The 14,070-nt window shown below is 41.6% G+C and carries 10 protein-coding genes; 9 read left to right on the plus strand and 1 reads right to left on the minus strand.

Annotation, left to right across the window (positions count from 1 at the left end):
* Positions 1-34: 34 nt before the first annotated feature.
* The 7 genes from gntK (at position 35) to gyrB (ending at position 8,800) form a co-directional block, all read left to right on the plus strand.
* The gene (gene gntK, locus KFT32_RS24480; protein ID WP_211750028.1) at positions 35-1,582 is read left to right on the plus strand and encodes a gluconokinase; all 1,548 of its coding nucleotides are present in this window, start codon (positions 35-37) and stop codon (positions 1,580-1,582) included.
* Positions 1,583-2,186: 604 nt separating this feature from the next.
* Positions 2,187-3,533 (plus strand): chromosomal replication initiator protein DnaA, encoded by a 1,347-nt coding sequence (dnaA, locus tag KFT32_RS24485; protein WP_211750029.1) that lies wholly within the window; start codon positions 2,187-2,189, stop codon positions 3,531-3,533.
* Positions 3,534-3,907: 374 nt separating this feature from the next.
* A complete protein-coding gene (dnaN, locus tag KFT32_RS24490; protein ID WP_211750030.1) occupies positions 3,908-5,050 on the plus strand; it encodes a DNA polymerase III subunit beta in 1,143 nt (380 codons plus the stop codon).
* Between the two features lie 33 nt (positions 5,051-5,083).
* The gene (gene yaaA, locus KFT32_RS24495; RefSeq protein WP_211750031.1) at positions 5,084-5,302 is read left to right on the plus strand and encodes a S4 domain-containing protein YaaA; all 219 of its coding nucleotides are present in this window, start codon (positions 5,084-5,086) and stop codon (positions 5,300-5,302) included.
* Between the two features lie 66 nt (positions 5,303-5,368).
* The gene (gene recF / locus KFT32_RS24500) at positions 5,369-6,481 is read left to right on the plus strand and encodes a DNA replication/repair protein RecF (RefSeq protein ID WP_211750032.1); all 1,113 of its coding nucleotides are present in this window, start codon (positions 5,369-5,371) and stop codon (positions 6,479-6,481) included.
* Positions 6,482-6,496: 15 nt separating this feature from the next.
* Positions 6,497-6,745 (plus strand): extracellular matrix regulator RemB, encoded by a 249-nt coding sequence (remB, locus tag KFT32_RS24505; RefSeq protein WP_211750033.1) that lies wholly within the window; start codon positions 6,497-6,499, stop codon positions 6,743-6,745.
* A 144-nt stretch (positions 6,746-6,889) separates the two neighbouring features.
* Positions 6,890-8,800 carry a DNA topoisomerase (ATP-hydrolyzing) subunit B gene (gene gyrB / locus KFT32_RS24510; RefSeq protein WP_211750034.1) on the plus strand — a complete coding sequence of 637 codons (1,911 nt, stop codon included), beginning with the start codon at positions 6,890-6,892 and terminating at the stop codon, positions 8,798-8,800.
* A gap of 39 nt (positions 8,801-8,839) precedes the next feature.
* Here the strand turns inward: gyrB and KFT32_RS24515 are convergent, their stop codons facing one another.
* Positions 8,840-9,670 (minus strand): YheC/YheD family protein, encoded by an 831-nt coding sequence (locus KFT32_RS24515; protein ID WP_211750035.1) that lies wholly within the window; start codon positions 9,668-9,670, stop codon positions 8,840-8,842.
* Positions 9,671-10,074: 404 nt separating this feature from the next.
* Between KFT32_RS24515 and gyrA the strand changes: the two genes are divergently transcribed.
* A complete protein-coding gene (gyrA, locus tag KFT32_RS24520; RefSeq protein ID WP_211750036.1) occupies positions 10,075-12,633 on the plus strand; it encodes a DNA gyrase subunit A in 2,559 nt (852 codons plus the stop codon).
* Between the two features lie 161 nt (positions 12,634-12,794).
* The gene (locus tag KFT32_RS24525) at positions 12,795-13,910 is read left to right on the plus strand and encodes an HD-GYP domain-containing protein (protein ID WP_211750037.1); all 1,116 of its coding nucleotides are present in this window, start codon (positions 12,795-12,797) and stop codon (positions 13,908-13,910) included.
* Positions 13,911-14,070: the final 160 nt, after the last annotated feature.

Consider the following 14,070-nt stretch of genomic DNA (forward strand, 5'->3'; position numbering starts at 1 on the left):
GGTAACTAGCTTATAGAAAGAAGGCTTTCAAAGTATGAAATCTTATATGATAGGTATTGATATTGGAACGACAAGCACAAAAGCAGTTCTTTTCGAAAAAAATGGGCAGGTAGTAGCAAAGGCGAGTGAAGAGTACCCTCTTCTCACGCCTTTTCCTGATTCTGCCGTTCAGAATCCTGATGAAATTATGGATGCTGTAGTCCACACAGTGAAAGCTATCATGAGTCAAAGCCGTATTCCAGCCGAACAGGTCATGTTCGCTTCTTTTAGTTCTGCTATGCACAGCTTTATTGCTATGGATGCAAATGGGCTCCCACTGACCCCTTGTATTACATGGGCAGATAATCGCAGTAATGTATGGGCACGAAAATTAAAAGAAGAACTTAATGGGCATGAAATATATCGTAGAACAGGAACCCCTATTCATCCAATGTCCCCCTTGTCTAAACTTTTATGGTTAAGAAATGAACAAGAAAATGTATTTAATCAAGCTGTTAAATTTATTTCTATTCGGGAGTATGTTACTTTCAAACTTTTTAATCAATATGTTGTAGATCATTCCATTGCTTCGGCAACAGGGCTGTTTAATCTAGAAGAGCTTGATTGGGATAAGGAAGCACTACAAGTTGCCGGTATTACTCCAGATCATTTATCTGCTCTTGTCCCTACTACGCACGTGCTGACAGGACTAGATACTCATTACGCAAAAGAGATGGGTCTTTCCCCCTCTACCCCATTTGTTGTAGGAGCAAGTGACGGGGTTCTATCCAATCTAGGTGTAGGTGCAATACGACCTGGAGAGGTTGCAGCTACTATCGGTACTAGTGGTGCGATCCGAACCGTAGTCGACAAGCCGGTTACAGATGTAAAAGGCCGTACCTTCTGCTACGCTCTCACCGAGAATCACTGGGTAGTCGGAGGACCTGTAAATAACGGAGGAATGATCTTCCGCTGGGTACGTGATGAGATGGCTGCATCTGAAATAGAAACCGCTAAACGACTTGGCATCAGCTCCTATGATGTCCTTACCCGTATTGCTGAACGAGTAGCTCCAGGGGCAGATGGGCTCCTTTTCCACCCATTTCTATCAGGTGAAAGAGCGCCACTGTGGAATCCCGATGCAAAAGGGTCCTTCTTTGGGCTCACCTTACAGCATAAGAAAGAGCATATGATCAGAGCTGTATTAGAAGGGGTTATTTTTAACCTTTATACCGTCTTACTTGCGATGAAAGAGCAGATGGGGCAGCCGAGCAGAATTCTTGCCACGGGTGGATTCGCCCGTTCTCCTTTGTGGCGCCAAATGATGGCCGATATTTTTGATCAGGAAGTCGTTGTGCCTGAGAGCTTCGAAAGTTCTTGTCTTGGCGCTGTTGTGCTTGGTCTTTATGCAACAGGCAATGCAGATTCACTTGAGATTGTATCCAGCATGGTAGGAACAACCCATGCACACTCTCCTATCCAAGGTCAGGTAGAGGTATATCAAGAACTGCTCCCGATCTTCATCCGAATTTCCCGTAAGCTGACAGAAGAATATGAGGATCTAGCCAAGTTCCAGCGTAAACACATCTCTTCGGGCAAATAGATCTCATTATTTGTGCAAAAATTTAAGAGCCGGTCATATGACCGGCTCTTTTTGTCAATCCTACTATTAATCTTTCCGTGTTAATGTGACATTTTTTGAAGCATACTCATTTACTCGCTTCTACCCCGCTTCATGATCACAATAATTGCATTTTACGGTTATCCACAGAAAAAAGAGTCCGAGCCATATCTGCATTCTTCCCTCTTATCCAGCATCAACTGATAATTTACAAGCACAAGCTGTGAATAAATGATTTCAGTTTTTTGATGATCTTGTCGAAAACTAAACAAATTATAAACAATATATAGTGTTGTGATTAAAAATTATACACAAGTTATTGAATTTGTGGATAAAATCCTGAGATACGTTGAAATATAAGACTTCTTTTGCTATGATTATATTGCTTTTGGATGTGAATAGATGTTTCAATCCATAATATTATCAACAGCCTGTGGATAAAGTTGTGAACAATTTTCCGTTGTTCCTTCTTTTTTTGTTTAACGTCCTATGGACATTGGGGATAAATTCTACAATATAAATTTTTTTTCGACATTCCACTCATGGCACTGGGCCACATTTGGAAGATTAAAAGGAGTGACAGTCTGTGGACAGCCATACTTCCGAATTATGGCAGCAAATACTATCGATCATACAAACGAAGCTGAGCAAGCCTAGCTACGACACCTGGTTTAAAGCCACCAAGGCTACAAAGTTGACTGACCGCACTATCGTCATTTCAGCGCCAACCACGTTTGCTGTAGAATGGCTGGAAAGCCGCTATACGAAACTTGTCGGTTCGACTGTATACGAACTGCTCGGAAAGCAAGTGGACGTAAAGTTTGTAATAGAAGAACATAAGACGGCTGAGCCGGATCCGCAGCAAGTATTCACCCCTCCTCCTGTAACTCAAGAGGAAGCCGTGTCTCACATGCTTAATCCGAAGTACACTTTTGACACTTTTGTCATTGGACCGGGCAATAGGTTTGCACATGCAGCCTCACTTGCCGTAGCAGAAGCGCCGGCCAAAGCGTACAATCCTCTCTTCCTATACGGCGGAGTTGGACTTGGCAAGACACACCTCATGCATGCCATCGGGCACTACATTTTGGAGCACAACCCCAGTAGTAAGGTTGTTTACCTCTCCTCGGAGAAATTCACGAATGAATTCATTAATTCCATCCGGGATAACCGTGGTGAGAATTTTCGGAATAAATACCGCAACGTAGACATATTGCTGATCGATGATATTCAATTTTTAGCAGGAAAAGAATCAACGCAAGAAGAGTTTTTCCATACGTTCAATGCATTACATGAAGAACGTAAGCAAATTATTATTTCAAGTGACCGACCGCCAAAAGAAATTCCGACGCTCGAAGAAAGACTGCGCTCAAGATTTGAGTGGGGACTGATTACAGACATCCAGCCGCCTGACTTGGAGACAAGAATCGCCATTTTACGCAAAAAGGCGAAAGCGGAGAATCTCGATATTCCGAACGAAGCGATGATGTACATTGCCAATCAGATCGATACGAACATCAGAGAGCTTGAAGGAGCACTCATTCGTGTGGTAGCGTACTCTTCTCTAACAAATCAGGATGTGACAACACATCTTGCTGCAGAAGCACTCAAGGACATCATTCCTTCAAGTCGTCCGAAAATTATTACGATCCAAGATATTCAGCAGAAAGTTGGAGAATACTACAATTTGAAGCTGGAGGATTTCAAGGCAAGAAAGCGGACTAAGGCAGTTGCTTTTCCACGGCAGATCGCTATGTACCTTTCTAGGGAACTGACTGACTACTCTTTACCTAAGATCGGAGAGGCATTTGGGGGAAGAGACCATACAACGGTCATTCATGCTCACGAGAAGATTACACAGGCAATTAAAAACGATCAGGAACTCTTCAAAGTTATCAACAATATTACCGAGAAAATCAAAAACCCAACTTGAACAAGTACAAAGCCTATGCACAATCTGTACACATGTGGATAGGCTTAATTTTATGTCGTTTAGGGCACTTATCCACATATTCAGTGTCCCTATTACTATTACTACTGTTTTTATAAAGATTACTACACCAATAAACTAAGCTTTCAGCTCAAGTGATTGAACTGCCTAAAAGCTTAGTTTTAAGGTCTCAATTTTCTGACACTATACAATTTTCATCTATACAAAGTTCACAGTTCTTAATCAGCGTAGTTATATGTATGCGTATATAGATTCTTTTATGACGACTTTTCTGTTTTAAAACAAAACAAGTCTTATCACAGATTAACCAAAAACCCCGCTTTTAAATAACGCTTATTATTCCAAGGAGTGAAACTATGAAAATCAGCATAATGAAAAGTTATCTGAATGATGCCATTCAGCAAGTATCCAAAGCGATCTCGAGCAGAACAACAATCCCCATCTTAAGCGGTATTAAATTTGACGTGAACTATCAAGGCGTTACACTCACTGCAAGTGATACAGATATTTCTATTCAGTCTTTTATCCCTCTCGAAGAAGATGGAAAAACTGTCGTTTCTGTCGAACAAGCAGGAAGTGTAGTATTACCAGCTAAGTTTTTTGTCGAAATTATTAAGAAGCTGCCATCGCAAGATGTCCAAATGGAGGTTAAGGAGAACTTCAATACCTTTATTTCAGCAGGAGCTACAGAAATTCAGCTCGTCGGTCTTGATCCAGAAGAGTTCCCTGTTCTACCAAGCATCGAAGAAAACCAAACTGTCTCCATCCCAGGAGATTTGCTCAAAAATATGATTAAACAAACGGTGTTCTCTATTTCGACTCATGAAACAACTCCAATTTTAACCGGAGTTCTTTGGAGCCTTGCTGATAATGAATTCAAATTTGTGGCTACAGACCGTCACCGTCTTGCTACTCGCTCAGCGAATATCGAAGGTGCAGATGAAATCAAGTTTCATAATGTGGTTATATCAGGGAAAACACTAAATGAACTCAGTAAAATCGTGCCTGACCAAAATACGTTGGTTGATATTGTAGTAGCTGACAATCAAGTATTGTTCAAAATCGATCGTGTTTTATTCTATACCCGCATTTTGGATGGAACGTATCCTGATACATCTAGAATTATTCCGACAACGTTCAAAACAGAACTCGTCTTGAACACAAAAAAATTAAGTGAATCAATTGACCGCGCTTATTTGTTGTCTCGTGAGGAAAAAACGAATATTGTCCGCATGCAAACACTGGATAGTGGTGATATTGAAATTTCGTCCAGTTCATCTGAGCTCGGTAAAGTACGTGAGGAACTTGAGATTAAAGATTTTAAAGGGGAACCACTGAAGATCTCCTTCAACTCCAAATACATGCTAGATGTTCTCAAGGTTGTAGAAAGTGAAGAACTGATGATTTCCTTTACAGGAGTCATGAGTCCGATTATTCTGAAACCTATAGACAGCACCAATAGTCTTTATGTTATTTTGCCTTATCGCACAACTAACTAAGGCAAAAGTTATGCACATGAGAGGAAGTTTTTTGTGAAAAAAATAGTTATCCACAGTGAATATATTAAACTCGATCAGTTTCTAAAGCTGTCTGATTGTGTACCCACAGGCGGTATGGCAAAGGCACTTCTTCAAGATCAAGCGATCAAAGTAAACGGTGAGCTGGAAGAACGCCGCGGACGTAAGCTTTACCCAGGAGATCAAGTTGTTGTTGAAGGTTCTGGTTCATTCGTGGTAGAAGCCAAGGCTTAAGTGGCAGGAGTATGTGAACACCCGCTGCTTCCTCAAAGGGGCGAGGGGCAAGGGAGGAAATAGAGCGTGTTTGTGACTGATATCGAACTAAATCAATTCCGCAACTATGATCATTTGAAATTGGACTCTTTCGGTCCTGTCAATCTCATCATAGGACAGAACGCCCAAGGTAAAACCAATCTTGTTGAAGCTATTTATGCACTGGCTCTTACCAAAAGCCATCGAACATCGAAGGATAAGGAACTCATCCGCTTTGAATCTGGCAACGCCAATATTCGTGCACATGTGGATAGAAAATACGGTAAGATCCAGTTAGAGCTTGCTTTGTCACAACAGGGCAAAAAAGCAAAAATTAACGGATTGGAACAGCGAAAGTTGAGTGATTTTGTCGGAAGTCTGAATGTGGTCATGTTTGCACCAGAAGATCTAGAGATCGTGAAAGGGACGCCGGGGGTTCGCCGCCGGTTCCTTGACATGGAGATCGGGCAGGTTGCACCGGGATACATTTATCACCTTCAGCAATACCAGAAGATTCTCGTGCAGCGTAATAATTTGCTTAAGCAATTATGGGGTGCGGGGGAGTCACAGCAAGTGATGCTAACGGTATGGAATGACCAGCTTGCAGAACATGGTGTTAAAATCGTCAAAAAAAGGAAACAATTCATAAAGAAGCTGCAAAAGTGGGCGGAGACGATTCACGAAGGGATTACGGGAGGCAAGGAAAAGCTTGAACTTGCGTATGTTCCATCCTTTGCAGACGCAATGGAAGAAGATGAAGCTGTCTTATTGGACCGGTTTATGATAAAATTATCACAAACGAAGGAACAGGAGATTCGGCGAGGAATGTCCCTCACCGGACCACACCGGGATGATTTATCCTTCTTCATCAACGGACGTGAAGTGCAAACCTATGGATCACAGGGTCAACAGCGAACTACTGCATTATCCCTGAAGCTGGCAGAGATCGAACTGATTCGTGAAGAAATAGGGGAGTATCCTGTTTTGCTTCTGGACGATGTGCTCTCTGAACTGGATCCGTATCGTCAGACTCAGCTCATAGAAACATTCCAGAGTAAGGTACAAACCTTTATTACCGCAACAGGTGTAGAGACGCTGAATACCAGCAGACTGAAGGATGCTTACATTTACCAGGTTCAGGCTGGTCATGTGGAACGTTAAGGAGATGAACGGACAATGTATATTCACCTGGGCGGTGACAAGATTATCCGCTCTTCTGAACTCGTAGCCATTTTTGATATCTCCATCGAGAAATCTTCGAAGATTTCTAAACAATACGTAACGTACGCGAAACAGGAGAAGAACATCGAACAAATTGGCGAAGAGGAAGCCAAATCGATAGTCGTAACGAAAAGTACGGTTTACTATTCTCCGATCTCCTCTGCTACACTCAAAAAAAGAGCAAACGTATTAACCGAAATATAAAAGCAATTATTCACGAGTATCGTCACCTTGCGAACAGTTAGTAAGGAGGCGGTACTTTTATATCGCAGTCAGGATTTTTTTATTTTATACACTCATAAAAGCATCACTCGGATACACTCTAATCTTGAGAAGTAGGTGAAAGGCATGTCTATGAATCAACCGGCATATGATGCAGATGAGATTCAGGTCCTAGAAGGACTTGAGGCCGTCAGAAAACGTCCAGGGATGTATATCGGCTCCACCAGCGCAAAAGGCTTGCATCACCTCGTGTGGGAAGTCGTGGACAACAGTATCGACGAAGCACTAGCAGGTTACTGCGATCAGATTGATGTTACGATTCACGAGGACAACAGCATCACCGTTGTTGATAACGGGCGGGGAATTCCAGTAAGCGAACAGGCCAAAATGAAGAAGTCAGCTCTTGAGGTCGTAATGACAGTCCTTCATGCTGGCGGTAAATTTGGCGGCGGGGGGTACAAAGTATCCGGTGGTCTTCACGGGGTAGGTATTTCCGTCGTAAACGCATTATCGAGCAAAGTAATTGTTACCGTAAAAAGAGATGGTCACGTATACAGACAAGAATACCATCGCGGTGTTCCACAGTACGATGTAAAGGTAATCGGCGATACCGAAGAAACGGGTACGACTACCACATTTTATCCGGATCATGAAATTTTTACAGAAACGACTGAATATAACTACGATACGCTTCTAACCCGGATTCGCGAGCTAGCATTTCTTAACAAAGGGATCGGCCTTCGAATTACAGATGAACGTACAGAAGCTTCTAACTCTTTCCATTACGAGGGCGGAATTAAGGAGTATGTTCAATATCTGAACAGTAAAAGAGAAGTGCTTCATGAGCAGCCGATTTATGTAGAGGGACAAAGAGATAGTATTCAGGTTGAAGTCGCTTTGCAGTACAATGACAGCTACACCGAGAACATCTATTCTTTTGCTAACAATATCAATACTCATGAAGGTGGTACTCACGAGTCTGGCTTTAAGAGTGCACTGACGCGCGTAATCAATGATTATGCACGTAAAGCAGGTATTATTAAAGACAGTAATAGCAATCTTACTGGTGATGATGTCCGTGAAGGATTGACAGCGATTATCTCTGTGAAGATTCCTGAGCCTCAGTTTGAAGGACAGACGAAAACGAAGCTTGGTAATAGTGAAGTTCGTGGCGTAGTAGAATCTTTATTTGCAGAGAAACTGCAAGAATTTCTAATTGAGAATCCTTCAACATCTCGTCGTATTTTGGACAAAGCGCTGCAAGCGTCTAGAGCACGCGAAGCAGCTCGCAAAGCAAGAGAAATGACTCGTCGTAAAAGCGTACTTGAGGTAAGCTCCCTGCCAGGTAAACTAGCGGACTGCTCTTCCAAGGATGCTTCCATCAGTGAACTCTACATTGTAGAGGGTGATTCTGCTGGTGGCTCTGCGAAACAGGGACGTGATCGTCACTTCCAAGCGATTTTGCCACTACGGGGTAAAATTCTGAACGTAGAGAAAGCAAGACTTGATCGTATCTTGTCTAATGCAGAGATCCGTGCCATTATCACTGCTCTTGGAACAGGAATTGGCGACGATTTTGATATTGAAAAAGCACGTTATCACAAAGTCATTATTATGACCGATGCTGACGTCGATGGTGCTCACATTCGTACACTGCTTCTGACTTTCCTCTATCGCTATATGCGTAAGATTATCGAAGCAGGATATGTATATATTGCTCAGCCGCCGCTTTTCAAAATTGAGCGGAATAAAACCGTTCGCTATGCGGGATCGGAAGCAGAACGTGATGCGATTATTCGTGAGTTTGGTGAAAATGTAAAAGTTAACGTTCAACGTTATAAAGGTCTTGGAGAGATGAATGCTACTCAGCTCTGGGAAACGACAATGGATCCGGAGAGCCGGACCATGTTGCAGGTATCTATAGGGGATGCTATGCTAGCCGACGCTATGTTTGATACCCTAATGGGGGACAATGTTGAACCACGTCGTGATTTTATTCAAGAAAACGCTAGATACGTTAAAAATCTTGATGTATAGAATGTAAAATAAAAGAGGCCATTTTGGCCTCTTTTATTTTTATTTCTTGGATGATTTTGACTTGGAAGCAGGCTTTAACCTGCCATAAGCAACGGCATATTTTTTGATTTTACGATAAATGCTCTTATCTGGCAGATAACCGAACACATATAGCCCCGGAGAAGTATTTACTTCCAGAATCCACGGTCTAACTTTATCGTCGAGAGCAATGTCAATTCCGAGCTCTTTAATACCAGGGTAGGTTTTCTCCATACATTTTGCTGTTCTAACACCTAGTTCAAAAAGTTCTTTTTTAAGATCAGAGATTTGGGTTTTCGTAAGATAGTTCTTCAAGAGCTTCTCAAAAGAAACGATGTCTCCCCCACCATTGATGTTCGTTATAATTTTTCCTTTGGCAGCAACTTTCCCTATAACGCCGGTTGACTCCCATTTCCCGCTTAAATTCCGTTGTGTCATCAGTCGTAGATCGAAAGGACGCTGCTGATATCGCAAAAGAGTAATCCCTCTTTGAACAAGGTATGACTTGCCCTTGGTACGTCTAAGAATGGCCTTATGAAGATCAGATATTGAACTATACTGTTCTTTCTTTTTTTCGTAGTGTAGCTTATAAAGTGTTACCTTCTCTTCTGTTTCGCTAAGCTCATCCTTGTTTTCTGAAGCTGTAGAAGATAAAAGTCGCTCGACTCTCATAATTCCCTTTCCATGAGACCCATGTTCAGGTTTAACATAAACAGTATGGTAGGATTGGCACATTTGCTCCAGTGATCTAAGACTATACTTCCGTGTCTCGGGATTGAAGGGTGCAATGTATTTATCTTTCAATAGCACCTTCGTTTTTTTCCACTTACTTGAAACTTTCTGTATACTCACGAAAACACTCCCCTACTGTGAATACTCATTGTATTTTGGTATTCACATTAAATTGATTTGTATGTTAGACAACTCAAGGAAATCCATAGGACAAGGACTTAAAACAGTGGTATAATAGAGGAATATGGCGATTCCTGTGGACTCAGGTGAAATCCTGTAGGAAATGCTGGCATCTGCATTGATACATTGTATTCCTGAACTACGAAACAGGAAGGGCACATCCCTAGGAACGGTGTGGATATATAGAAATGGGGCAGGTTTAATAATGCTCTTTTTGTTAAGGCTTATGTAATAGGATAGATGTGGATTTAGGAGTACTAAAATCTTGTTAGGCTATTGATATATAAGATCTACAGTGATGCAGCTTAACAACGTGGTTTTGATAGACTAGAAGGAGGTCCAGCATGGCGGATCAAAATAACTCGCAAATTAAAGACCGTGATATAGGCGTAGAGATGCGCGAGTCCTTTATGGACTATGCGATGAGTATCATCGTCAGCCGTGCTTTGCCTGACGTTAGAGACGGGCTTAAACCGGTTCACAGACGTATTTTGTTTGCAATGTCAGAGCTAGGCATGGCACCGGATAAACCTTATAAGAAATCTGCAAGGATTGTCGGTGAGGTTATTGGTAAGTATCATCCTCACGGTGATTCGGCTGTATATGAAACGATGGTTCGGATGGCACAGGATTTTTCCATGCGTTACATGCTTGTCGATGGACACGGTAACTTTGGTTCCATAGATGGAGATATGGCAGCAGCCATGCGGTACACAGAGGCACGTCTTTCCAAGATCGCAATGGAAATGCTTCGGGATATTAATAAAGACACTATTGATTTTCAACCAAACTATGATGGTGAGGAACACGAACCGATCGTTCTTCCGGCAAGGTATCCTAACCTGCTTGTAAACGGTGTGGGTGGTATTGCAGTAGGTATGGCTACTAATATCCCTCCGCACAATCTCGGCGAGGTTATCGATGGGGTACAGGCTATGATTCAAAATCCAGAGATTACATCGATGGAACTGATGGATTATATTCATGGACCGGACTTCCCGACTGCGGGTTTTATTCTAGGCAGATCGGGAATTCGCCAGGCTTATGAAACAGGCCGGGGTTCTGTTACCATGCGTGCAAAAACAACAATTGAGGAAGTAAACAATAAAGCTAGAATTATTGTTCATGAGATTCCTTACCAAGTTAATAAGGCACGCCTTGTAGAGAAGATTGCGGAACTGGTTCGCGACAAAAAAATCGAGGGTATTACGGATCTTCGAGATGAATCAGATCGCAGCGGTATGCGTGTTGTTATCGAACTTCGTCGTGATGTGAATCCGAATGTAGTGCTGAACAATTTGTACAAACACACCTCCATGCAGTCCAATTTCGGTATTAACATGCTCGCTATCGTAAATAACGAGCCGAAAATTCTGAACTTGCGCGAAGTGTTATACCACTACTTGCAACATCAGATTGTCGTTATTCGTCGTCGGACAGAGTTTGAACTGCGTAAAGCAGAGGCACGTGCTCATATTCTCGAGGGCTTACGGATTGCACTAGATCATATTGATGAGATCATTGCACTCATCCGAGCTTCAGCAACCACTGATGCAGCAAGAGAAAGCCTGATTGCTCGCTTTGAGTTAAGCCATGATCAAGCGCAAGCAATCTTGGATATGCGTCTACAACGTCTTACAGGACTTGAACGTGAGAAAATTGAGAATGAATACAATGAGCTGCTGGCTAAGATCGCTGAGTATAAAGAGATTTTGGCAAATGAGCACCTTGTTCTTGAGATCATCAGTGATGAGTTGCAAGAAATTAAGGATCGTTTCTCTGATGAGCGCCGTACTGAAATTACCGTTGGTGAAGAGAGTATTCTTGACGAAGACTTGATTCCTCGTGAAGATGTGATCGTTACAATCACACATACGGGGTACATCAAACGTCTACCAGTATCCACCTATCGCTCTCAAAAGCGGGGAGGACGCGGCGTAGTCGGTATGGATACGAAAGATCAAGACTTTGTAGAACATCTTTTCGTAACCAACACACATAATTACCTGATGTTCTTTACTGACAAGGGTAAAGTATACCGACTCAAGGCTTACGAAATTCCTGAACTGGGACGTACAGCTCGAGGAACCCCGATTATTAACTTGATTCAGATTGAACAAGGAGAAACGGTAAATGCCGTAATCGAGGTTGAAGAGTTCGAGAGTGAAAAATTCCTATTCTTTGCTACGAAGCAAGGGGTAGTGAAGAAAACTCCGCTTGATGATTATGTTAATATCCGTAAGGGTGGCCTGATTGCGATTTCTCTTCGTGAAGACGACTCGCTGATTGAGGTAAGACTTACCGATGGTAAACAAGAAATGATCTTGGGTACAGCACAAGGAATGTCTATTCGATTCTCTGAGAATGATGTTCGTTCCATGGGTAGAAGTGCTACCGGCGTAAAAGGGATTACCCTTGATTCCAATGATGAGGTTATTGGTATGGATATCATTGATCCGGAACAAGAAGTGCTGATTGTAACCGCGAATGGTTACGGTAAGCGTACACCGGTTGGTGACTATCGTATTCAAACCCGTGGTGGTAAAGGAATCAAGACCATCAATGTAACGGAGAAGAATGGAACCGTCGTGAGCCTCAAAGTTGTAAAAACGGAAGAGGACCTGATGATTATAACTTCTAGTGGTACACTCATTCGGATGAGCATGGAAGGCATCTCTACCATGGGTCGTTATACACAAGGGGTTAAGTTGATTCATACTCGTGATGATGATTCCGTAGCTACCGTTTGTCGTACTGACAAAACAGATGAGACAGAAGATGATGAAGAGCTGTTAGGTGAAGTTAGCATTGCTGGGGCAGATGTTTTACCTGATACCGATACGACTGATACAGAAGAGACTCAGACAGATATAGAAGACAGTAATGAGGATTCAGAAGAATAATAAGATATCGAAGGGGACTCCATTAGGAGTCCCCTCTGTTATATCTGTTCAATTTGAAGGAGTTGTAAATCATTATTTTCCTAATATACACACTAATACAAAAGGTATATAATGTAAAAAGAGTCAACCTGATTATGTAATAAGAACGGAGCGTTTGTGAAATGGCATTGATGTCTATCATCGACTTAAAACCTGGAGCAAAATTAATTAAGGATGTTCAGACTCCATTAGGAGGAATTTTACTTCCTAAAGGAAAAGTAATACTTCCGCGTGACCTAGAAATATTGCGGGCTTTCCTCATTCAGACGGTAGATATCGATAACAAACAGACTAAACAGCCCACTTCTCTTGAATTCAAGAACAACAAGGATCAAGAGACAGATAAGCAGGAAGAAGAAGAGGCAAAGCTTGAACAAATTGTTCGATTAGCAGATCTTACTTCTTTTGATGAAGAGTACGATAAGATGATTATTGTTATTAAAAAAGCTTTTAATGAAGCAGGAACGTTTGAAATTCCTATATTTGAGCTGCGTACTCAGCTAGCTATACTAATTTTACATATTAAGAATTACCAAGTACTTCATTTCACACCGCCTTCCATTAAAAAAGAAGATTATGTTTATCATAATGCAGTGCTTACTGCTTTGACTTCTTATGTAATAGCTCAGTGGTGTAAACTTCCTTCGAAAGACTGGGTCCAAGTAGCCCTTGCAGGGTTATTGCATAACATAGGTAACAGTAAAATAGATCAATCATTATTATCTAGTCCCAATTCTCTATCAGATACAGAAGAAGAAGAAATACGTAAACATACTACATACGGATACAATATTCTAAAACAAGTAAAAGCAATTAATGATGGGGTGAGACTGACAGCACTCCAGCACCATGAAAAAATAGACGGAACTGGCTATCCTCTTAAGCTGGTAGGTGAACAGATCCATATTTATGCGAGAATCGTAGCAGTAGCAGATATATTCCATGCAATGACATTAGAAAAACCATACCGAGGGTCAATATCCCCGTATCAGGTATTAGAACAGATACTGCAAGAATCTTTTGGTAAGCTAGATCCTAAGATCGTACAAATATTTATCCGCAAAGCTACACAGTTTCACCATGGCACAATTGTTTGTTTAAGTGATGGTAGGAGAGGTAGCATTATTTTTACAGACAGAGATCACCCAACACGCCCTATGGTATCGGTAGAGGGTACGATTATTAACTTAGTAGCTGAACGACAACTATACATTAAAGAAGTTTTACCAAAACAATAGATATAATGAAAAGAACAGAACCCTACTTTTATAGCAATAGAAGTGGGGTTTTCCATAGTAAAAAAGAGATGAAGTATTAAATATCTATTTTTCTTAAAAAAGTACTTGCAATCTATTTATCAGCATGGTATATTCTAATTCCGGCCAAGAAAGTTAGCCA

Source organism: Paenibacillus sp. Marseille-Q4541, assembly GCF_018310695.1.
Taxonomy (GTDB): Bacteria; Bacillota; Bacilli; order Paenibacillales; family Paenibacillaceae; genus Paenibacillus.